The sequence below is a fragment of the Dendronalium phyllosphericum CENA369 genome, from assembly GCF_016056275.1.
Taxonomy (GTDB): Bacteria; Cyanobacteriota; Cyanobacteriia; order Cyanobacteriales; family Nostocaceae; genus Dendronalium; species Dendronalium phyllosphericum.
This window is the reverse complement of sequence record NZ_JAECZA010000295.1, coordinates 1-22,694: the sequence shown is the minus strand read 5'-3', so window position 1 is coordinate 22,694 and position 22,694 is coordinate 1. Positions and strand designations below refer to the sequence as shown.

The following is a 22,694-nucleotide window of genomic DNA, read 5'->3' as shown; positions in this document are numbered from 1 at the left end:
ACTTTGAATTGTCTGGCGATCGTCTGCTATTTCATTAGGAAACGTGGGGACTGGGGACTGGGGATTAAGGACAATGGGGACTGAGGACTGGAAACTGGGGATTGAGGAAGTGGGGAGAGAACTTGCACGCCTTTTCTCTGTTCGGTAACTATTGGCTCATTTCCTGTATAAGTTTGGGGTAGGTAGAGGGTAAAGGTACTTCCTCGATCTGGCTGGCTGACTAGTCCTATTCTTCCCCCTAGCCGTTGAGCCAGTTCGCGGCTGATTGATAAACCTAAGCCAGTCCCACCGTATTTACGACTAGTTGTGCCATCTGCCTGCTGAAATGCTTCAAAAATAATTTTTTGTTTATCGAGTGAAATGCCAATGCCTGTATCGCTGATGGCAAAGGCAATTATAGGAGTACTACTGCTCACAACATCGGTTTGAGCTGATGGAGCTATGCTAATTTGTAATTTCACGCCTCCTTGTTCGGTGAATTTAAAAGCGTTAGCCAATAAATTTTTTAATATTTGTTGCAAGCGTTTGGGGTCTTGAGAAATAGTCGGAGGTAAATTATTATCTCGTTCAATTACAAAACTGAGTCCTTTATTCCGCGCCATTTGATTGAAAGTCCGCTCCAAAGATTGCTGCAAATCTTCAAAAGTGATTTCTTCAATATCTACTGACAGAGTTCCTGATTCAATTTTTGCTAAATCTAAAATGTCATTAATCAACTCCAACAGATCCGTTCCAGCAGAGTAGATTGTCCGGCTATACTCTACCTGCTTATCAGTCAAGTTGCCCGCCGAATTATCTGCTAGTAGTCTAGCTAAAATTAACAAGCTGTTCAGCGGAGTTCGCAACTCATGGGACATATTTGCGAGAAATTCTGATTTATATTTAGAAGACAACATTAGTTGCTCTGCTTTGTCTTCTAAAGACTGCCTTGCCAGATCGATTTCTTGATTCTTGCGAGCAACTTCTCGGTTTTGTTGTTCTAACAATTCCGCTTTTTCTTCTAGCTCCTCATTCAATTGCTGTAATTCTTCATTCGATTGTTGTAACTCTTCTTGCTGTTGCTTCTGGAAGAATTGTGCTTCTTCTAAATCGCGTGTTTGCTCTTCTAGAAGTTGATTGCTTTGTTTGAGTTCTTCTTGTTGAAGTTGTAATTCTTCGGTTAATGCTTGGGACTCTTCTAGTAACTGCTGAGTTTGTAAACTTGCTGCGATATTATTTAAAAATACACCAATAGTTTTACTGAATTGCTCTAGAAATGCTACATGTAACTCGCTGAAGTGCTGAAAAGAAGCAAGTTCAATCACACCCTTTACTTCTGTCTCGAAGAGTACGGGCAATACAATAATGTTGAGTGGTAATGCTTCTCCTAAGCCAGAACTAATGCGGATGTAGTCACTGGGAACTTCAGTCAGGAGAATTCTTTGCTTTTCCAAGGCGCATTGCCCTACTAGTCCCTCACCTAAGCGAAATTGGTTTGCGAGATGTTTGCGTTCCTGGTAAGCGTAGCTACTCAATAACTTCAGTACAGGCTGATTGTCAAGCTCATCCATCAAATAAAAAACACCTTGTTGTGCTCCAACCATTGGTGCTAAATTTGACAAGATCAACCGAGAAACGCTTTCTAGATTGCGTTGCCCTTGGAGCATCTGAGTAAACTCAGCCAAATTAGACTTCAGCCAATTTTGCTCGTCATTTTGTTGAGTTGTGCTTCGCAGATTAGCAATCATCTCGTTGAAAGTTCGTGTGAGTACGCCAATTTCATCTTGGCGATCGCTATTTGGTAAACTCACCGATAAATTGCCATCTGAAATACTTTCCGCCACATTAGAAAATTGCTTTAGCGGTCTTGATATTTGTCGGGTAAGGATGAATCCAATCGCAGCTAAAATCAACGAGAATAATGGAATAACATAGGTAATGAGATTTACAGTTTGCTGGGCGGCTGCGTGCGCTTTATCAGAGCGTTGTTTCAACAAACCATTTTCCTCAGCTTCCATAGCCTGGATGACATTCTGGATTTCATCCATTATTTGCTTACCCTGGTCTGTCAGGATAGCTTTCTGGGCAGATTCCAAGCCTTGATTTTGTCGCAGAGCGATCGCTTCTTTCATAACAGCGATTCTCCTATTTACTAGTGGCTGCAACCTTTCCAGCCTAAACTGTTGATTGGAGTTATCTGCTGTTAATTTTTGAAGTTCTTTGACTTTTCGATCCAGTACTTTAATAGCAACGTTATAAGGTTCTAGATAGCGCTGTTCGCCCGTAATTATGTAACCGCGTTGCCCAGTCTCAGCATTTTTTAGCTCAATATTAAGTTCTTTGAGTTGACTTAACACTTCGTATGTATGTTTTTCCCAATACGAAGTTTCAATAAGTTCTTTGGTGCTTTGGTAGGAGATTAGACCAATCGTAGTTAAAAGTCCCAGACTTATGGCAAAAGCCGATCCAATCTTGGTTCCAATCTTCAAACGTTTTAACATTTAGGGCTTTGTTTCACTATTACGGCTGCTATTGCGACTCTAATGATTTTATCGAGGATATGTGAAATATATGCTCTGGCTAAACTTATTTATATATACAAATATAAATAAGTCCGAAAAATATAAGTTGACATAAATGCTTTGAAAAGCATTGTTTTAAAATTATTGTTCCCAAAGTTCTATTTTATTCAAAAAATTATAATCGTTTTTTTGCATCTAGTTTGATTGTTTTATTAGCAGAAGAATAAAAAGAACCACTATTGTAACTATCCCAAGCAATTAAGCAAAGTATTTTATTTTAATATTGCTGATTTTATTTAAATTTTGCTCAAACTCCTCTATTCTTTCTCTGCTTTAGGTAACTCCCAGAAATAAACTATCCAATTTTTGCCTGATTCTTCTCCCCCAGCTTCAACAGCTTCAACAGCAATGGGATATTTATTTATTTGGAAGTCCCTGATACCGCTACTCACAGTTTGACGACTTACCTTTTCCCTACAGTACTGGTCATTAATTACACTAATAGTAGAAATACCATTCACATTTTAATGTTAAAAATATTACTATATTCTTTATGTCAGTTTCACGTTCTTTTGAAAATTGAGCGTTAATTAACCAATTATCAGACTGTAGTGCATCAATTAGCCAAACTTTTGCCTAAGTATAAAATTGTGAGGTAATTCATGCACCGCAAAAAAGTTTACGTATTTATACTAGCTTTATTGACAAGCTACAGTTCTTATCAATTAATTCAACCTAGCTCATTTGTAGCAGCATCAACACCTGGTATGGCCCAAACAGCTAGTACGAATGTGTTAGCCAAGGCCAGTTATTTATCACCATTAGAACAGCAGGTGATAGATGAAATGACCAAAGTGCGAACAAATCCCACAGCATACATCTCTATTTTGGAAAATTATAAAAAACACTTCCAAGGCAACTACGTCAAACTACCTGGTAATACCTATTTACGAACTCAAGAAGGAGTAAAACCAGTTAATGAGGCGATCGCATTTCTCAAATCAGTCCGGTCTGTAGGTGCGTTGACTGCATCCAAAGGTATGTCTTTAGGCGCTAAAGATCATGTCAAAGACCAAGGATCGAAAGGTGCAACGGGTCATTATGGTAGTGATGGTAGCGACCCCTTTAATCGCATCGATCGCTACGGTAAATGGCAAACTACAGCTGGGGAAAACATCAGTTATGGCCCAAACACAGCCCAAGATATTGTTATGCAATTAATTATTGATGATGGAGTTCCATCACGAGGTCATCGCAAAAATATCTTTAACAGTGCGTTCAAAGTAGCTGGTGTTGCTTATGGCACTCACAAAATCTATAAAACCATGTGTGTAATTACGTATGCAGGAGGCTATCAGGATAAATAGCCATTATCTCCTGTGCTACTACCCCCTCAGTAAGCCGAGAGTGAATGAAGTTTGACCTGACACCGCCTTATCGAGGGTGAGATTGCCGCCGTGGGCAATGGCGATTTCTCTAGCTAAACTCAGTCCTAGCCCTGTTCCTTCTACTTTTCGGGTTCGGGCTGGATCTCCCCGATAGAAACGGTCAAAAATGCGTTCTCGCTCTTTGGGGGCAATGTTTTGGGAAGAATTGCTGATAGTTATCAACACAGTTTTTCCTTGGTAGCCAGCATCAATCTGCATCCACCCTTCTGAGAGGTTATATTTGATGGCATTGCTCAACAAATTTTGTAACACTTGGGCAAGCAAATCGCGATCGCCCTGCACCTGCAATCCAGCAGCAATTTTGGTTTGCACTTCTAGATGTGGGGCGAGTAATTCTATATCCTCTAGCATTTCAGCTAGCATCTTGGATAGATCGACTTCGACCCGATATAAACTCATTTGTCCAGCATCTGCTAGAGACAGCAACAACAGTTTTCGTACAATTCCACTGAGGCGATGCACTTCATCTAGCAGATTACTTAGGCTTTGTTGCATTTCTGACCCTGCTTCCGCTTTTTGTAAGGTGCGTTCGAGTTCGCCTTGCAAAATCGCTAGCGGTGTCTTAAGTTCGTGGGCAGCATCGCCACTGAAGCGCGAAGACTGGTTAAAGCTGCGTTCCAAGCGTTCCAGCATTTTGTTAAACACTTGAATTAATTCCAAAAATTCCACATCCGTTGCAGCAATGGGAACTCTTTGATCTAATCCTTTGACTGTGACTTGCTGAATCGCCACAATCAACTGCTGGATGGGACGCAAAGCACTACCAGATAATCCCCAAGCACCACCAGCAACTATGAGAAGTACGACAGGTATCGAAATTAGAAATATATCGCGGATCGCGGTCATTTCTCGGTCAATTGTATGTAAACTGATAGCGATCGCTAATTGACCTTGGGGAAAAGTAGCCGCAGCAACGCGCCAGATTCCTGTAGTCGTGCGCCGAGTAACTAATTGCGGACGGGGCGGTGGCATCGGCAGGCGATCGTTAGGGAATGGGGGTCTTTGTGGAGGTTGTTCTGTTGTCCGCTGTTCTGGGGGTGGTAATGGGGATGGAAATATCTGAGGGAGTGAAGACCACAGACCCTTCGAGTTCAAATCGGCAGGCCAGCTAGCAGATTGATAAAGCTTCTTACCATCTCGATCGATTACCAAAAGGGCGATAGGAGTTTCTACATCTATCTGCAATTCAGGAGTTAAGAAGGTTTCATAAGATTGCCAAAAATCTTTGATTGGTGGGCGCATCAACTGCGCTTCTAGTTTTGCATCGAGGCGACTAACTTTAGCCTCGTAAATTAGCCACCATGATACAATTGCAAACCCTGCTAGAGTGCCACCAGCTAGTATGGCAGACAACAAAGCAATTCTAAGTCGAAAAGAACGGAGTTTCACAGTTAGTTATTAAGTAAGTGCTGAGTAGAGACGCGATTATCAGTTATCGTACAGACGCGATTAATCGCGTCTGTACAAGAGTAGGGATTTTTAATTCTTTCTCCCCCTCATCCCCCTCATCCCCCTCATCTCCGCAATCCCTGGTCTCACGATTAGGAATGAGAATTGCGAAAACGATACCCGACTCCTCGCACGCTTTCTATCCAACTCAAGCCACCAATAGAGTCAATCTTTTTGCGAATTCGTTGAATGCACACATCAACCACATTGGTATTGGGGTTGAAATCATAACCCCAGACATGTTCTAGGATTTGTGTGCGGGTAAAAACTCGTCCGGGAGAGCGCATCAAGTATTCTAAGAGATTAAACTCACGGGTGGTAAGTTCCACAACTTGACTATTGCAGGTAACTTCTCGCGCAATGCGATCTAGCTTGAGAGGGCCAACACAAAGCAGATTTTGGCGATCGCCAAAACTCCGACGCACTACAGCATGAATCCGGGCAACTAGTTCTTCAACAAAAAAGGGTTTTGCTATATAATCGTCTGCCCCAAGATTCAAACCTTCGAGGCGATCGTCCAGTTCGTTACGAGCTGTCAATAAAATTACTGGCACGTTCCGTCCTGCTTGGCGCAAGCTCTTAAGAATGGCTAGACCATCCTTTCCCGGTATCATGATGTCTAGCACGATCGCATCATACTCGTTATCCATCGCTTGGATGTATGCTTCATTACCGTTGTCGCAGTAATCAACAATAAATCCTTGCTCTTTTAACCCAGCTTGCACGAAGTTGGCAATTTTTGGTTCGTCTTCAACAAACAGGACGTGCATGATTATCTAGTAATTCATAATAGTTAACACTTAACAGCCATCATCCATAGATTACAAAACTGTAATTCAGAAAAAAGGCAAATTGTAATTTTTAGTCGGCTTAATCGAAATATAGACAACACTACACCCTCAAATTAAGGAGTTTGATTGTCATGAAGATGAAGCGACTATTAATTCTGGTTACTGTTCCTGTTGCGATCGGGGCTTTTAATTTTGTAGGTTCAAATAAAACGATCGCTAATCCATCCAATGCGATCGCCCAGAATGCATCACCACCCAATGACCAACAGCAACAAAGAAGACCACAACCACCACGCATAGATTTTGCTGCTGCTGCTGAGAAACTAGGTGTCACGGAAGCCCAATTGAAAGCAGCGTTGGGAGTGCCTGCTAACCCACCGACAGAGCGTCCCTCTGGCCCTCCTCCTCGTCCTGATTTTAAAGCTGCTGCCGCCAAACTGGGCGTGAGCGAAGAAAAGTTAATTGAAGCTTTGGGAGTTCCGCCACGTCCCCCAGGCGAGCGCTTTGACCGTCAGCCACAAGGCGAGCGCTCAGACCGTCAACCACCTCGAATTGATTTTGCGGCTGCTGCTCAAAAATTAGGAGTCACAGAAACTCAATTAAAAGCAGCATTGGGAGTGCCTGCTAACCCACCGACAGAGCGCCCATCTGGCCCTCCTCCTCGTCCCGATTTTCAAGCTGCTGCCGCCAAACTGGGCGTGAGCGAAGAAAAGTTAATTGAAGCTTTAGGAGTTCCGCCACATCCCCCAGGCGATCGCCCTGAGACAGAAAAATAGTGCTGAGTTGGGAGAGACGCGATTAATCGCGTCTGTACAGGAGATAGAAGTTGTTTCCTCATTTTCCAACTCCCTACTCTTTACTAACTAGTAGCAGCTTAAACGAGAATTCCTCTGTCGATGGTCATAGTATCTGAGATAATGACAGTACAGCGGATCGTAAACTCTTTGGTGGTAATTCCGATATTGATTGTGATATTGTCTGCGGTAATAAATATTTTGGGGATAGTAATACCTACGAAGGCGATAATTTCTGTACCTTTGATAATACCGCCTATGATGACGATAATCTTGACGATATCTTTTGTAATGGTGGTATCTTCTATGTTTTACTTTTTCAGTATCACTTTCCCAATCTTCTGGAATTGAGGAATATTCTGTAACTGCATTTGCTAAGGAATTTCCTTCATTTTTATTTGCCTTTGTCTGTACAGTTAGGGCGCTCGATTGCTCAGAAGTTAGTAGCACTTGTAACTCATTTTTTTGAGATGCAGTGGCTATCTCAAACCCAAGGCAAGCGGGCAATAATAAAACACTGATTACGAATTTCCTAAACACTGTTTCATGCTCCTAATTTTTTGTTTCCTGACTCAGCTAGGGAATGCTTACTGATGTGAGGCAGTGAAAAAATAGGACTTACGCAGTGAAACAAAAATCAAGGTCTATTTTTCCTTTAAGAAAAATAGAGCCTCTATCCTACATAACGATCTACCATGGAAATGGCGATCGCAGCTAGCGTGAATTTATTGCAAAATTCCGAATAAAGGGGTCAAAAACTGCCAAAATGTAGATTAAAAAATAATTGCAGCTGCCCATAATTATTGTAAGTACTAAGTGCCACAAAAGTTTTATTTTTAAAATAGTAAATCTTATACCCTTTTGAGGGGTGCTGGATTGTAAACATGGTTGTTACAATACTTAACATAATCGATATCGATACTAACTGGTGGCTTTGTTCATGATTGTTAAGACACTTCCTCCAACTCCCCAATCACTTGAGGGCGAACCACAGGTTACTGAAGTGATACCAGAAAATGGTACACAAGCGTTGGTAGTGCGACCTTCTCAGGGTTTAACAACCCGAAAACAGCAGGCGCTAACCATACCAGCCCAGTTTGAGACAATACGCTACAATCCCGTGGAGATAGAAGCGTATTATAGAAAAAGACCGCTGCAAGTTTTGCAGCGTATTTTTGCAGTTTTGGGGCCAACTCTGTCCTTTGTTTTTGGGTTGTGGTGGGACAGTCGTAGGGGAATTGTCGTTAAAGATGAACGTCGTCGAGCTGTTCAGCTACGAGAGTTACTGACGCAATTGGGGCCAGCTTATATCAAAATTGGGCAAGCTTTATCCACGAGACCGGATTTGGTTCCTCCCGTGTATTTAGAAGAACTAACTCGGCTACAAGACCAATTACCACCTTTTCCCAACGAAATTGCATATCAGTTTATTGAAGAAGAACTAGGCGCGCCACCCCAAGATATTTACGTAGAACTCTCACCCCAGCCAATAGCAGCTGCTTCTTTGGGACAAGTCTACAAAGGCAAACTGCAAACTGGTGAGGAAGTTGCTGTTAAAGTCCAACGTCCTGATTTGAGAGAGCGAATTACAATTGATTTGTATATCTTGCGTCGCCTTGCAGGTTGGGTACAGAAGAATGTCAAACGAGTGCGGAGCGACTTAGTTGGTATTTTAGATGAATTAGGCGAGCGCATTTTTGAAGAGATGGATTACATCCATGAAGGCGAAAATGCTGAGCGTTTTTTTCAGTTATACGGTCATATAAAAGATATATACGTACCAAAAATTTATTGGGAATACACTAATCGTCGCGTTTTGACGATGGAGTGGATTGATGGTATCAAGTTAACTCAAGCAGCAGAAATCCGCGATCGAGGTATAGATGCTCGTTATTTGATTGAAGTGGGCGTACAGTGTTCTTTGCGCCAATTGTTAGAACATGGATTTTTCCATGCTGACCCCCACCCAGGAAATTTGTTGGCAACACTAGATGGCAAATTGGCTTATCTCGATTTTGGGATGATGAGTGAAATTAAACCGCCCCAGCGTTATGGTTTAATTGAAGCGATCGTTCATGTCGTTAACCGCGATTTTGAAGGTTTAGCCAGCGATTACGTCAAACTAGATTTCTTATCACCAGATACCGATTTAACACCAATAATTCCGGCTTTTGCGAGAGTGTTTGCTGATGCTCAAGGTGCTAGTGTTGCTGAACTCAACATTAAAAGTATCACCGACGAACTATCAGCTTTGATGTATGAGTATCCCTTCCGCGTACCTCCCTACTACGCTTTAATTATTCGCTCACTCGTGACGCTGGAAGGTATTGCTATATATATAGATCCCAATTTCAAAGTCCTCAGCGAAGCTTATCCTTACGTTTCTAAACGCTTGTTAACCGACCCATCACCAGAATTAAGAACATCATTGCGAGATTTGCTGTTTAAGGAAGGAAAATTCCGTTGGAATCGTTTAGAAAATCTGTTACGCAACGCCCGCAAAAATCAAGACTACGACTTTAATTTGGTTTTAAATCAAGGGTTAGACTTTCTCTCTTCCGAACGTGGTGCTTTCATTCGTGACAAATTGGTAGATGAATTTGCTAATGGACTCAATGCTTTAGGTAAAAATGTTTTGCATAACTTTACCTATTTGCTACGAGAACGGGTAGGCTTGACAGCAGTTAACGAAACTCCTGCGGCCACAGTCGAACAGCAACAAACTTTGGAGCATATCAAACACATTTTAAATATTCTCCGAGAAACTCGTGGTTTCGATCCAATGCAGCTTGTTCCGCAACTTACCCAGTTATCAGTAAATCCAGGCGTACAGCGTTTGGGACAGCAAGTTACTAACCGCTTGGCACAAAAAGCTGTAGCTCATCTGCTTCGTGAATTATTAGCAGCCGAAGAAGTTAATAACACTCAAGATCGAAAATTAGACCAGACTGCAAGTTTATCTTTATCTACAAAAATCTAGGGTTGTAGCTATTCTTAGTAGAGACGAATCATGATTTGTCTCTACTAAATAGATTTGAATGCAAATTTGTCGGAGAATACTGTTTTCCGGATGAGACAAAATATATCTGAATAAGATTTTATATCGAGTCTCTATATAAAGCTTATGGACTTGCCTCAACGCGTATCAATTCGCTATAAAGACACATCTTACAACACTAACGAGATACGCTTGAAAACTTTTCGACTGGCGCTGCAATTATGGGAAGAACAAACCAAACCTAGAAAAACAGAGCTTTATGAGTTTATATTGTCTTGCATGAAACAGGTTGACCGCCAAGATCGTTTTATGTTTTCTCTGCTATTTGTAGAATTAACAGACCTTATACGTAATTCTTCGCTGGAGAGGGGAATGAGAGAGGTTCTGATGAAAACAGCTTTCAGGGAGTTTGCTTGCGCGGTGACAGACTTTGAAGATGTTGCCAAAAAAGATTAGATTTGTGGGAAATATAAATTGGTGAAAGACAAAGTTCTAAATTCAGTATTGTCCAAAGTAGGGCTATTACTGTGGTTGTATGAACTGAGATTAACCAAGTTATGATTTCTTTACTAATATTTATTAAAATTAATGTCTATACACAGTTTCAAAACTTTTTAAAGTTTTGTGAATAGCCTACGTGTCGCCTCCATCATCTCTCGTATAACCGTTTTTATCGCGTTTAATACTTTCTTCTAAAGCTTGAATTTGTTCTCGACGGGCTTCCAATTCTAGGGAACGACGTGCTAAGTCTTGGTTTTGCAATGTTAGAGATTGTCGCCACTGTTCGGCTCGCTCTGCTTCTTGTTGTAAGAAATCAGGAGTAATACCAGTGCTGAGATAGGCTTGCACCAAGTGCAGTACCCAGTCGGTAGCTTCTTCTAGCCTTTCGATGTCGCCTGTAGGGGAAAGCTCAACTAAAACAAGCAATTTTTCATTCATAATGTTTCCTTTCCCCAGCAGAATGAAAGCCTCTTCCGGGATAATTGCCCAGACATTATCAGCTTCCTGACGCGCTAATAAACGCAACTGGTACTGGTCTAAAAATTCGTTTTTATGTACCTGGGCTAGATATAGCATGATCTTAATTTTTGTTCTTATTTCAAATTTTAAGTTCCAAACATATTTTCTACTTTTAATTTTTTAAGAATTTTTAATTGATAATGGGCAAGGGAAAATCAAAATCTCCCATTACCCATTGCAGCGATACTAAACCACGCAAGCGATGACTACACCAATGCCTGAAGGCGGACGCGCAAAATTTCTGCTTGTTTTTCAGCCTCTGCTAAAGCATCCCTTGCTCCTTGCACCACATCTGCTCTAGCTTTATCCACAAAATTAGGATTACTTAATCTAGCACTGAGAGAATTTACTTCTGCTTCAGCTTTGCTGAGGCTTTTCTCTAGTTTGGCACGCAGGGTTTCGATATCTACAACGTCACCACTGAGGGGAATTACCACTTGGATTGTACCAACTACACCAGCGATCGCTTTTTCTGGTGCTTGGGGCTGTTGTGATTCTAGGGGCAGTTCTTTTTGAGTAGTCCGCTGGAATAACTTTGCCCACAACCTTTGTCTAGCTTGCGAACTCACTAAATTTTGGGCTATAAACCAACTGCTGTAACCAAACCCAACTACTTCAAAGAAATTTCCTAACAAGGGAACATCATTAATTGCATCTCCAATAGCTAAAGCTACCTTCAAAAAGACAATCGCAACAATAGTTAAGCCCAGGAACTTTAAACCTTTCTGTGGTTTTTTTGCCGTAATTGCTTTGCCTTTTTGCCCATCAGTAATGGTTAAAGTTTCTACCTTTGCCAAATCTTTAATGTAAGATTGGCCTGCTGTGACGATTTCGCGTTCCTTTGCGTTTTCACTTTGCAAATTCGCAGTTACTTTTGCCCCTGGTTTAATATCTGCTTCAGCGCGTAAATTCCGAATTGTGCGGATAGTGCCAATTAACAATTCAAATTGTTCTTCTAAAGCTGGATTAATCAGTTTGCTATCTGCTTGAGGATAGAGTTGTAAAGATAAAGTTTGTGGGGATGCTGGTTGTTGGGTGAGAGTCTGCCAAATCTCCTCAGTAATATGGGGCATAAAGGGATGAAGTAGTTTTAAAATCCCTTCCAGTACATAAGCGAGGATTTGTTGGGCAACTCGCCGGGATGCAGGATCGGCACTTGTTTGCAAGCGAGATTTTACTAGTTCAATATACCAATCGCAGAAATCGCCCCAAATGAAGTCGTACAGTCCCTTCGCCGCTTCCCCTAAACCGTAACTATCGATGTAATTAGCAGTTTGTTTCACAACTTGATGGTAGCGCGAAAGAATCCAGCGATCGCTCAGTTCGGTGGCGATTGGTTCGCCTAATTGGGCTGGGGTTTGGCCGTCCAAGTTCATCATCACAAACCGGGCAGCATTCCACAACTTGTTGGCAAAGTTACGGGATGCTTCTACTGAAGCTGACTCATCCTTTTTGCGATCGTACTCCAAGCGGATATCTTGACCAGCCCCCGCAACTTCCTTAATCATGGCGTAGCGCAAGGCATCAGTACCGTATTTGTCAATCAGCAGCAGCGGGTCAATGCCATTACCCTTAGTCTTAGATTGCTTTTGCCCGTTTTCATCCAAGACCAACCCGTGGATGTAAACATCTTGAAACGGCATTTGCCCAGTAAAATGCCCAGCCATCATCGTCATTCTGGCAACCCAGAAAAAGATGATGTCAAAACCTGTTACTAAGGTAGTCGTGGGGTAGTAAGTCGCTAAATCTTGAGTTTGTTCCGGCCAGCCCAAAGTTGAAAACGGCCAAAGTCCAGAAGAAAACCAGGTATCCAGTACATCTGGGTCTTGTTCTAGCTGGACATTTTCGCCAAATTGTGCTTTAGCTTTTTCCCATGCTGCATCTGCCGATTTCGCCACTACAAACGGCGTGTTATCGGTAATTTGTCCGCCCGTTTCACTGACAGCATACCAAGCAGGAATTTGATGACCCCACCACAATTGCCGAGAGATGCACCAATCTTTGAGTTTAACTAACCAATCACGGTAAACCTTAGTCCAGCGTTGGGGGACGAACTCCGGCGAATTTTGTTGGTTGAGGAATTCTAGCGCTTTATCTGCGAGAGGGCGAATTTTGACAAACCACTGAGTCGAGAGGAGGGGTTCAATCGGGACTTTACCGCGATCGCTGTAAGGAACGGTATGCTTATAATCTTCTATCTTCACTAAAAAGCCATCTGCTTCTAGGCGAGAAACCACATTCTTTCTGGCAACAAAGCGGTCTTGTCCTTGAAACTCTCCAGCATTTGCGTTCAGCGTGCCATCTTTATTGAGGATATTAATAAACGGCAGATTGTGACGCTTACCCATTTCAAAATCATTCAGGTCGTGGGCTGGAGTCACCTTCACCGAACCCGTGCCAAATGTTGGGTCAACGTACTCATCACCAATGATAGGTATTTCCCGATTCATAATTGGTAGAGTTAGCGTTTTGCCAATTAGGTGCTGATATCTCTCATCATTGGGATTAACTGCCACAGCGGTATCACCCAGCATGGTTTCTGGTCGAGTTGTTGCCACCTCCACATACCCAGAACCATCCGTCAGGGGATAGCGGAAGTGCCAGAGATTTCCGTTGACCTCTTGGTTTTCCACCTCCACATCAGACACTGCCGACTGCGAAGCCGGACACCAGTTCACCAAATATTCGCCACGATAAATTAAACCTTCTTCGTAAAGGCTAACAAAAGCTTCCAAAACAGCTTTCGATAAACCCTCATCCAAAGTAAACCGTTCCCGCGTCCAGTCTACCGAAACACCCAAGCGTCGCAACTGGTTGACAATCGTTCCCCCAGATTCTGCTTTCCACTGCCTAGCGCGTTCTAGGAATTGTTCGCGTCCCAATTCATAGCGAGTTTTACCCTCTGCCTTGAGTTGCTTTTCCAACATCGTGTGGACGGCGATGCTAGCGTGGTCGGTTCCGGGTAGCCAGAGAGTATTGCGTCCTTTCATACGGTGATAGCGCACAAGGACATCAATTAATGCACTCTCAAAAGCGTGACCCATGTGCAAACTACCAGTGACGTTAGGGGGCGGAATGACGATGCAGTAGGGTTCGCCACCTTGATTGGGGTCAGCTTTGTAGACTTGGTTTTCTTCCCAAAATTTTTGCCACTTGGCTTCAGTGGTAAAGGGATCGTAGAGACTAGGGAGATTCGGAATGGTTGCGATCATGCTGGGAAAACTAAGGTGGAAGGACTCTAATAAATTTTGCCACAGGGTTGGAGAGGCTTTGATGGAAACGAACCACAAAGGACGCGAAGTACGCAAAGGAAGAGGAGGAAGGTAAGATGAGACAACCTACTAAGCAGATAGAAAAGCTAGCTTACGAAGTCATTGGTGCAGCAATTGAAGTACATAGAATCTTAGGCTCAGGGTTTTTAGAGGAGGTTTATCACAAAGCACTCAGAGAAGAGTTTTTGATTCGCAATATACCTCACAAGTTTGAGCATCCCGTAAAAGTACACTACAAAGGACGTTCGGTAGGCGAGGGTAAGTTAGATTTTCTAGTTGGAGATTTTCTAATTATTGAATTAAAAGCTGTTCAAAACTTAACCGCTATTCATGAAGCACAAGTCCTCTCTTACCTTAAAATGACTAATTACCCCTTAGCCCTTCTTATTAACTTTAACGTTCCTCTCCTGAGAGACGGTATCAAACGCATTATCCTCTCTTCTTAATCTTCCTTTGCGACCTTTGCGACCTTCGCGGTTCGTTAAAAAATCCATGAAAACAATACCCCCTTCCCCGTGGACATTCATCCCCACCCTCTATTTCACCTCCGGCGTACCTTACGTAATTATCAATACAGTCTCCGTCATCTTTTACAAAAAACTAGGAATAGACAATACACAAATTGCCTTATGGACAAGTTTTCTCTACCTACCTTGGGTCATCAAAATGTTTTGGGGGCCAATTGTAGATATTTACTCCACCAAAAGAAGATGGATACTGTACACCCAATTTGCCATGTTCTGCTGTTTGGGCTTAGTAGCATTATCTTTACAAATACCAAGCTTCTTTTTCCTATCCCTTGCTGGATTGACAATAGGAGCATTTATCTCCGCCACTTATGACATTGCCACCGACGGCTTTTATCTACTAGCCTTAAGTCCTGAACAACAAGCATTTTTTGTTGGCATCCGTTCGCTGTTTTACAGACTGGCTGTTATATTTTGCTCTGGTATTTTAGTATTTATAGCTGGAAAACTTGAAGTATCTCTCAATAATATTCCTTTAAGCTGGACTCTAGCTATTGGTTTTTCTGCTTTAATTTTAGCAATAATTTTTATCTTCCATCGCCTGATTTTACCTATAGCAAAATCAGATAACCAACGACAGATCAAAGAAACAGATAATATACCATTTTGGACAATAATTAGCTCGTATTTTGCTCAAGAGAAGATTATAGCTATCCTAGCATTTATATTGCTCTACAGATTTGGTGAGGCAATGCTCGTCAAGATAGCTTCTTTATTTCTATTGGATAAACCAGAAGTCGGTGGTCTAGGACTTTCAACATCAGATGTTGGCTTGGTTTACGGAACATTCGGCGTGATATCTCTAATTCTTGGCGGAATTTTAGGAGGCTTAGTCATTTCCAAATATGGATTGAAAAAATGTTTATTTCCTATGGCTTTAGCTTTGAACTTACCAGACTTATTTTATGTTTATTTAGCTTATACTAAACCTTCGCTAACATTAGTATATCCGTTGGTTTCTTTAGAACAATTCGGATATGGTTTCGGATTCACAGCTTTTAGTGTTTATTTAATGTATATCTCTCAAGGAGAATACAAAACTTCCCATTTTGCTATATCTACTGGCATTATGGCTTTAGGGATGATGCTACCCGGAATAATTAGTGGTTACTTACAAAAAGCGTTGGGATATCCATTATTTTTTATCTTGGTCTGTTTACTCACCATTCCGGGAATGATTGCTCTGTTTTTTATTCCTTTAAAAGAAGAATCATCTAAATAATTATCCTTAATACAGTCCATGAGTTACATTTTGGGAATAGATGGTGGTGGTAGCAAGACTATTTGTATCTTGATGGATGACACGCGTCAAGTACTAGGTCGTGGTGAAGCAGGTGCATCTAACTATCAAAGTATAGGTATTGAAGCATCTCTAAAATCGATTGAATACGCAATCCATATGGCGGTAAATGAAGCGAGAAAAATCACAAATGTAATCAATATTGAAGCTATTTGTTTGGGTTTAGCAGGTGTAGGTCGTACAGGAGATATCGAAGTAGTAAAAAATTTAGTAAAAGAACTACAAACCAGCAAATTATTACTTGTTAATTGGGATTTACAACCAGCTAATATTGTAATTTATAATGATGCTTTGATTGCTTTAGTTGGTGGAGTTGGTCATCCTGTAGGAATTGTAGTAGCAGCTGGCACAGGCTCTATAGTTTTCGGGCGAAATCATCAAGGAGAAACTAAGCGTGTTGGCGGTTGGGGTTATATTTTAGGAGATGAAGGTAGCGCCTATAAAATTGCTGTTACTGGGATGCAAGCAGCATTAAAAGCTTATGATGGACGAGATATATCTACGAGTTTAATAGACGCTTTCATAGAGCATCTTGGTTTGAATAGTATAGAAGATTTAATAGAAGTAATATATCGGCGAGGATGGGGAGTAAAACAAATAGCAGCTTTAGCACCAATTGTAGATTTAGCAGCAGCGTCAGGAGACGAAGTAGCAAATAAAATAATTGATGATGCTGTACAAGAGTTAGTAAAAGCTACATCTACAGTAATTGATGCAATTTTTAGTCTTGGCTCAGTTGTTGAAGTAGTGACAACAGGAAGTATTTGGCGAGGTAGATGCAAGATACATGAAAGATTTACAGTATCTATTACTAAAAAGTTTCCTTATGTCAAAGTGATTTTTCCCAGATATGAACCTGCTTATGGTGCTGGTTTATTGGCTTTGCAAAGGTTAGCATTATAAAGTGCTAATTACTGTACTTATAACGTAACGAACTTAGACAAAAATTAAGCCTAAATGGAGCTTGAGCTAGATTTATAAGCAGTAAATACGTCACGATTAAGAGTCAGTCAATTAAAAAATCGCGTATGACATAGCTGTTCTAAAGGCTTCTTTTGATGCAATTGTTTCAGGTATCTTTTACCGCCTGAATGAAACTCCCCATCCATACAGTTGCAATGGTTTGAAAATTGAGGTTTTAGTTGATGGTAACTGGATTGAGGTAGAATAATCCCGGTTTACTGAAACTTTGCTATACAGGATCGGCATCAGGTTAGGGGCTGCTAGATCGTTTGGTAATGTTAGTTAAGGGGATAGATGACATTCGCTTGCTGCGAAGCACCCATCCCCGAATAGCTGCCCAGAGATGAACCTGGAACCCTATAATCTGGTATCTAATCAACCTAGTATCAGCCGCGATATGTCTATTGTCACCGGGATAGATACGGATATAGAAGATATTTGCGAACAGATTGTACGGGTGTTGGGGAATGATGCTAAATTATTAGAGTCAGTAGCAATTTTGAGTGAGAGAAAGTATCACCAACTACTAGACAAAGGCATCCAATCCTATCAAAAAAATCTATTGGAATTAGTGACGGGTTCCAATCTCCCACGCTGAAGATTACTGAATTTTGCATTCTGCATTCTTCTTCAAGCCACTTTTTCTTTTTCCACTCCTTGCATCGCCAGCAATGCTGTTCCATAAGCAGCTTCCGCATTCACTGACGAAATTACAGGCACTTTTAAACATCGTCCACGAATAGCAGTCCAAGTGGAATTTGCAGCACCACCACCAGCTGTATAAACAAAATTTAACTTATCTGCTCCCATTTGCTGTAATAATTCATAGCCATATGCTTCTATGCGGGCCATACTTTCTAACAAACCATGCAAAAATTCCACAGGATTATTTGGACGTGGTTCTAACCGCGGAGGTAGATGGGGATCGTTGATAGGAAAGCGATCGCCTGCTTTCAATAGCGGATAATAATCTAACTCACTGGCTTTTGATGGATCGATCTCGCAGCTTAAACTTTCTAATTCAGCGTTAGTGAAAAATTGCTGTAACACAGCACCTCCGGCATTAGAAGCACCGCCAGTCAGCCACAAGTCACCTAGCCGATGGCTATAAATTCCATATCGCGCATCTTCTAGGCGTTTTTGACTTAATAGTTTGAGTACCAAAGTTGAACCCAGGGAAGTCACCGCTTCTCCAGGGGATTTTGCACCACTGGCAAGGAAAGCAGCAATGCTATCAGTCGTACCAGCACATACGAGGCAATCACGGCGAAAACGAAACTTATCTGCAATTTCTGGGCGGATTTCAGCGATAGGAGTACCCGGCGGTAAAACTTGAGGTAACTGAATCGGTATTTGTAGCTTCTTTAACCATTCTGGATATTTCAATTCTTCTACGTCATAACCCAGCTTTAAAGCATTGTGGTAGTCGCTAATACCTATCTGTCCATGCAGCAAAAACGCTAACCAATCAGCTTGATGCAAGAAATATTTGGCTTCTCCAAAAAATAGTTGTTGCGACATCCACAGTAGTTTAGCAAGACTAGAAGTAGCACTCAATACGGTGTGATTGGCAGGTGCTACGCTTTGCAATTGCTCTAGCACCACCGCTCCCCGCCCATCGTTATAAAATAAAGGTGCATCTACAGGCTTGCCAGTTGCATCGCACAACAAGACAGTAGAAGAAGTACCATTAATTGCGATCGCTTTAATTTCTCGCCGCAATGACTCTGGGATTTCTGCTAATAGACTCCATAAAGCAGAATCCCAGCGATCTGCGATTGACATTTTCATTGGATGTCGCACTTCTGCCTGGATGCAACCTGTCTCATCGATTGCGATCCCGCGTGCGCCTGAAGTGCCGTAGTCGATCCCCAAATAAAAATTCATAGGTTTATCAACTTGTCCAATGAAGAATAACTAATGAATACTGGCCGATCGCTGCTTATGTTGCATCTTGTAACAAGATATTCCACTAACTTGTCAAAACAGTGAAAAGTAGTAGACGAACTATTTAAAATCTATTCCAGTTAGGAGGTTTTTATCCATGCTCATGTCAAACGCTCTATTCATGGTTACGTCGATCTCAGACACTCAAGTTTACATTGCTTTGGTTGTAGCGTTGATTCCAGGAGTTCTGGCTTGGCGGTTAGCAACAGAACTTTACAAATAACGCCTGCGATCGCATGTTGAGCGAATCGTACTAGAAACCGCTACACCCTCAAACAACAATCAGGTTCAGCCTGATTGTTGTTTCTACTCAGCCAAGGTATGTAATGCGATGGACGCAAGTTATTTTATTCATCGCAATATCCAACATACTTGCTGAGGTAATTAGTATAAAAAATATTATTAACTTAAGTAAAAATTCGTAGCTCAATATATGAGAAACAAGGTTAAAGTATTGTCACCCTTACGAGCTAAAAGTTATGTTCAGCAAGTTGATAGTGATGCGATCGCAACATGACTAACAGTAACTAGTTAAATACAACTACTATAAACTTGTTTTGTGCGCTCAGATACATTTTAACTTCCTAAAAATGGGAAAATGCCGGTTATCTACCACATTGCAAGTTGTCATTCATATAAAGAGACAACAATTCAGAATTGACATAAAGTCACAAAAGAATAATAATCCTGGCAGACAGGTGCAGATTCCAGATGCTGGTGGCTGGATGCCATCAAGTGTTAAACACCAGATACTTACGTATGTTCTATTATTTTTTGACGTTTAACATACGTGTAGCAATTTCTCAAAAATGAAGTAATATGTCAGCTAAATCAAGCCGTAATTAGTGCTAGATGCCTGTTTACGGTGTTGTCATTCAATCAGCAAAGTTCTCTTGAGCATCATGAACGCGATTCAACCCTCCACACCTCAGTTACAACCTATACAAAAACGTCGGGCTGTGACTCGACCAAAGCGGCATCTTCGCCAACGCTCTCACCAGGTGATGGTACTGGAAACTACGGTAAAGATAACCGTAAACTTTGCAATTTCAGCAGCAGCAATATCTGCTCTAGTGCAACTTTTGCCATATCACTGGTCGCAACAAGAAAAATTGCGAGAAATCCGTACAGAAGTCAAGCTCATGGAAGGACGCGTCAATAGTTTGCAAGCGGAGTTCAGTCGGAATTTCGATCCGCGTCAAACTAAAAGTATTATGGAACAACAAGGATATCGGTTTGCCCCTAACCAGCTTCCTGTTGTAATAGTCCCTCAGGATAGCAAGGAAGTCGAAGCATCAGACTCATCACCCTAAAGAAAATATCAAATTGGGGTGATTGAAGTGCTGCGCGGGTGTTCTTGTTAAGCAACTGGGTTTATACTTAGCACGAGCGCGAGAAGTTGCGTGCAAAGAGAAGTGCGGTCTTGGGGAGACACTGCTAGCCCTTGGTTCCCTCGGTTGAAGCAAGTGTCGTCTTTGCCCCTTCGGGTTCGGCAGTTTCAACTCGACGGGAACCGCCAAGACTTGAACTTCCTCACCAAGTGGAGCAACTTCGGGGGGTTCCCCCCGCCCTTGCAAACTTCAGTGACTCAGCACTTTGCTATATTTACCTTGTTCCCCTAGTTCCTTGCTCTAAAGTGAAAGCAAGTCGTTTAGCCAATTTTTGATTTGTAAACGCAAGCGATAACCAGGAATATCTTTGGTGTTATCCAGGGAAGGTAGTTGAGTCAAGGCGCGACGATAATCAGCGATCGCACAATTCCAATCGCCCCAAAGATGATAAGTCCTGCCGCGTTCAGCCCAGATATGACCTTCTAGCTGACCAAAAAGCAGTGCTACCTCAAAATTCTCAACTGCCTCCTCATATTGTCCCAAATCCCGTAATGTAATACCTCGGTTAATCCATGCTCGTACATGACTGGGATTTAAATCAATGGCGCGATCGTAGTCGGCAATTGCTGCTGCTAATTCTCCACAAGCTGCGTAGTAATTTGCCCGATTGTTATAACCACTAGCCAAATTCGGATTAAGTTGTAGAGCGGTGTTATAGTCGTGTAGCGCCTTTTGTGCTTCACCGCTTTGAAAATAGATTAACCCCCGGTTGTTGTAGTCAACTGCATTTTGCGGATGGCGCTGAATTAATTGACTTAATAGCGCGATCGCCTCAGTATAATCTCCTTGTTGAGCTAACTTCAAAGCACAAGAGCGTAAATAGCCATCACCTAAAGCAGATTCGCTCCTACCGTTAGCCCCATCCTCTTTAGCCTGCAACGTATTATTTACAACAAATTGATAACAGTTATTTTGCTGCTTGCCAGAAGCTACAAATGAGTGACTATTCATATTTATTACCCAAGCTAATTGCTCTTTGAAGTAAAATTAGATTTTTCTCAGATGATGGAGTTTGATACCGTTCTTAGTGATTTTAAGTGTCTATAACTACTCAACTGCGAACATACATACTGAATGAAAGTCCTGCCAAAAGTAGAATTCACCTCACATAAACAATTCATGCTCTAATCTAACTATGGATACCTCATCCCAAAGTTGAATTCCAGAAATAGCAAAAATCAATATCCAGACAAAAGCAGGGGAGCAGCCAGAGATAAAAAAGACGCGCGGACGCAAAAAATAACCATTCACAACTGGCAACTAACTTCAAACTCCTCACTTTTTTCTAGATGTCTTAATTACGAATTACGAATTACGAATTACGCCTAATGTGAATTAAATCGGTTGAGATTGAAAAGTAAGAACATTGATACCAAAATGGCGAAGAAGCAACAGACGTAAAGTGTGAGAGGCAATTTTGGCAGCAATATGAACGCAAAAGCCATCAACAGTTTTGTTGAGCAAGCGTTCGGGATTACGACCAGTGTTTTGAATTTCGTGAAAAACTCCCTCAACGCGTTGGCGAACACGACTAATAAAACGGTTCAAGGCATGAGAATGTTGAAGATGCTGGTTATCGCGCATCCGTGTCCAGATGCGATTTCCTGTGCGCCGAGCGATCGCCTGTTGCCAATCGGCAGAGATAAATCCCTTATCTGCGTAAATATGGCTATGCTGAATAGTTTTTAAAACACATAAAGCAGCAACTCTTTCATCAGTGTTAGCAGGCACTAAGTCATAAGCAATAGGGATTCCATTCCAAGTTGACAGCATCACTAGCTTGTAGCCAAAATAATGCATCTCTCTGGCAGCACACCGACCAGGGGCAGCACTACAAGCATTATCACTTCTTCGCTTGTCGCGTTTGAGTCCCAAGACTGGCAATGGTTTAGTGTCGAGAAGGAAATATTTTTCACCTTCCTCAACCAATTGCTCTACCCAACTGCGGCGTAATTTCTCTAACATCCCATCCATAAAGTACCGCCGATTAAATTGACTTTGGTCAAGTAAATTCGGAAACCATTCCTTGTAATTTCCCCTGATAAAACCAAGAAATTGCGTTTCTCAAGGGATAGGCAAATAATCCATTACTAGTGCTAGTGTCATGATTTCACTATCACTCATTCTGGCTTTCACCCCCGGTTTTAACACTGTTGGATTTTTTACTTGCTTTTCATACCAATCATCTACTATCACAAAGATGGTTGTAATTAGCTCTCCAAGGTCTATGCTAGTCATGGGGGAAGTCTGATTTGAAAAGTGTGGTAACTTTCATCTTCTTACTTCTCCTGCC

At 41.7% G+C, this 22,694-nt stretch carries 21 protein-coding genes; 10 read left to right on the top strand and 11 right to left on the bottom strand.

Features of this window, described 5'->3' with window-relative positions; all coding sequences use genetic code 11:
- Positions 1 to 26 precede the first annotated feature (26 nt).
- Entirely contained in the window at positions 27 to 2,480 is a 2,454-nt protein-coding gene (locus tag I8752_RS33740) for a CHASE3 domain-containing protein (RefSeq protein ID WP_404827139.1), read from the bottom strand.
- Between the two features lie 338 nt (positions 2,481 to 2,818).
- Entirely contained in the window at positions 2,819 to 3,022 is a 204-nt protein-coding gene (locus I8752_RS33735; protein ID WP_214436524.1) for a hypothetical protein, read from the bottom strand.
- A gap of 141 nt (positions 3,023 to 3,163) precedes the next feature.
- On the opposite strand from I8752_RS33735, the gene I8752_RS33730 reads away from it, so the two are divergent.
- Positions 3,164 to 3,868: a CAP domain-containing protein gene (locus tag I8752_RS33730; protein WP_214436523.1), complete on the top strand. Its 705-nt coding sequence runs from the start codon at positions 3,164 to 3,166 to the stop codon at positions 3,866 to 3,868.
- Between the two features lie 18 nt (positions 3,869 to 3,886).
- On the opposite strand, the gene I8752_RS33725 is transcribed toward I8752_RS33730, so the two are convergent.
- On the bottom strand, positions 3,887 to 5,338 hold the full coding sequence (locus I8752_RS33725) for an ATP-binding protein (RefSeq protein WP_214436522.1): 1,452 nt from the start codon (positions 5,336 to 5,338) through the stop codon (positions 3,887 to 3,889).
- A 152-nt stretch (positions 5,339 to 5,490) separates the two neighbouring features.
- Positions 5,491 to 6,168 (bottom strand): response regulator transcription factor, encoded by a 678-nt coding sequence (locus tag I8752_RS33720; protein ID WP_214436521.1) that lies wholly within the window; start codon positions 6,166 to 6,168, stop codon positions 5,491 to 5,493.
- 152 nt (positions 6,169 to 6,320) lie between these two features.
- Here I8752_RS33720 and I8752_RS33715 point away from each other — a divergent pair, with 152 nt between their 5' ends.
- The gene (locus I8752_RS33715) at positions 6,321 to 6,965 is read left to right on the top strand and encodes a hypothetical protein (RefSeq protein WP_214436520.1); all 645 of its coding nucleotides are present in this window, start codon (positions 6,321 to 6,323) and stop codon (positions 6,963 to 6,965) included.
- 87 nt (positions 6,966 to 7,052) lie between these two features.
- Here I8752_RS33715 and I8752_RS33710 read toward each other — a convergent pair whose 3' ends face one another.
- Entirely contained in the window at positions 7,053 to 7,523 is a 471-nt protein-coding gene (locus I8752_RS33710; protein ID WP_214436519.1) for a hypothetical protein, read from the bottom strand.
- A gap of 400 nt (positions 7,524 to 7,923) precedes the next feature.
- Here I8752_RS33710 and I8752_RS33705 point away from each other — a divergent pair, with 400 nt between their 5' ends.
- Positions 7,924 to 9,963: an ABC1 kinase family protein gene (locus I8752_RS33705; protein WP_214436518.1), complete on the top strand. Its 2,040-nt coding sequence runs from the start codon at positions 7,924 to 7,926 to the stop codon at positions 9,961 to 9,963.
- A 144-nt stretch (positions 9,964 to 10,107) separates the two neighbouring features.
- Complete coding sequence (locus I8752_RS33700; protein WP_214436517.1) at positions 10,108 to 10,437, top strand: hypothetical protein; 330 nt, start codon at positions 10,108 to 10,110, stop codon at positions 10,435 to 10,437.
- Positions 10,438 to 10,614: 177 nt separating this feature from the next.
- Here the strand turns inward: I8752_RS33700 and I8752_RS33695 are convergent, their stop codons facing one another.
- Entirely contained in the window at positions 10,615 to 11,058 is a 444-nt protein-coding gene (locus I8752_RS33695) for a hypothetical protein (RefSeq protein ID WP_214436516.1), read from the bottom strand.
- 149 nt (positions 11,059 to 11,207) lie between these two features.
- Positions 11,208 to 14,213: a valine--tRNA ligase gene (locus I8752_RS33690; protein WP_214436550.1), complete on the bottom strand. Its 3,006-nt coding sequence runs from the start codon at positions 14,211 to 14,213 to the stop codon at positions 11,208 to 11,210.
- A 116-nt stretch (positions 14,214 to 14,329) separates the two neighbouring features.
- Here I8752_RS33690 and I8752_RS33685 point away from each other — a divergent pair, with 116 nt between their 5' ends.
- From I8752_RS33685 to I8752_RS33670, 4 genes are all read left to right on the top strand, one after another.
- Positions 14,330 to 14,719 carry a GxxExxY protein gene (locus tag I8752_RS33685; protein ID WP_214436515.1) on the top strand — a complete coding sequence of 130 codons (390 nt, stop codon included), beginning with the start codon at positions 14,330 to 14,332 and terminating at the stop codon, positions 14,717 to 14,719.
- Between the two features lie 46 nt (positions 14,720 to 14,765).
- On the top strand, positions 14,766 to 16,022 hold the full coding sequence (locus I8752_RS33680; protein WP_214436514.1) for an MFS transporter: 1,257 nt from the start codon (positions 14,766 to 14,768) through the stop codon (positions 16,020 to 16,022).
- A gap of 18 nt (positions 16,023 to 16,040) precedes the next feature.
- Entirely contained in the window at positions 16,041 to 17,003 is a 963-nt protein-coding gene (locus I8752_RS33675) for an N-acetylglucosamine kinase (RefSeq protein WP_214436513.1), read from the top strand.
- Positions 17,004 to 17,406: 403 nt separating this feature from the next.
- Entirely contained in the window at positions 17,407 to 17,661 is a 255-nt protein-coding gene (locus tag I8752_RS33670; RefSeq protein ID WP_214436512.1) for a hypothetical protein, read from the top strand.
- Positions 17,662 to 17,693: 32 nt separating this feature from the next.
- Here the strand turns inward: I8752_RS33670 and I8752_RS33665 are convergent, their stop codons facing one another.
- Positions 17,694 to 18,950, bottom strand: coding sequence for an FGGY-family carbohydrate kinase (locus I8752_RS33665; RefSeq protein WP_214436511.1), 1,257 nt, complete (start codon positions 18,948 to 18,950; stop codon positions 17,694 to 17,696).
- Positions 18,951 to 19,131: 181 nt separating this feature from the next.
- Here I8752_RS33665 and psaM point away from each other — a divergent pair, with 181 nt between their 5' ends.
- Both psaM and I8752_RS33655 read left to right on the top strand, forming a co-directional pair.
- Positions 19,132 to 19,233 (top strand): photosystem I reaction center subunit XII, encoded by a 102-nt coding sequence (gene psaM / locus I8752_RS33660; protein WP_225896069.1) that lies wholly within the window; start codon positions 19,132 to 19,134, stop codon positions 19,231 to 19,233.
- Positions 19,234 to 19,912: 679 nt separating this feature from the next.
- On the top strand, positions 19,913 to 20,323 hold the full coding sequence (locus tag I8752_RS33655) for a slr1601 family putative cell division protein (RefSeq protein WP_214436509.1): 411 nt from the start codon (positions 19,913 to 19,915) through the stop codon (positions 20,321 to 20,323).
- Between the two features lie 318 nt (positions 20,324 to 20,641).
- Here the strand turns inward: I8752_RS33655 and I8752_RS33650 are convergent, their stop codons facing one another.
- From I8752_RS33650 to I8752_RS33640, 3 genes are all read right to left on the bottom strand, one after another.
- The gene (locus tag I8752_RS33650; RefSeq protein WP_214436508.1) at positions 20,642 to 21,352 is read right to left on the bottom strand and encodes a tetratricopeptide repeat protein; all 711 of its coding nucleotides are present in this window, start codon (positions 21,350 to 21,352) and stop codon (positions 20,642 to 20,644) included.
- A gap of 384 nt (positions 21,353 to 21,736) precedes the next feature.
- Positions 21,737 to 22,444 carry an IS982 family transposase gene (locus I8752_RS33645; protein WP_214436549.1) on the bottom strand — a complete coding sequence of 236 codons (708 nt, stop codon included), beginning with the start codon at positions 22,442 to 22,444 and terminating at the stop codon, positions 21,737 to 21,739.
- A 21-nt stretch (positions 22,445 to 22,465) separates the two neighbouring features.
- On the bottom strand, positions 22,466 to 22,639 hold the full coding sequence (locus tag I8752_RS33640) for a hypothetical protein (RefSeq protein ID WP_214436077.1): 174 nt from the start codon (positions 22,637 to 22,639) through the stop codon (positions 22,466 to 22,468).
- Positions 22,640 to 22,694 lie beyond the last annotated feature (55 nt).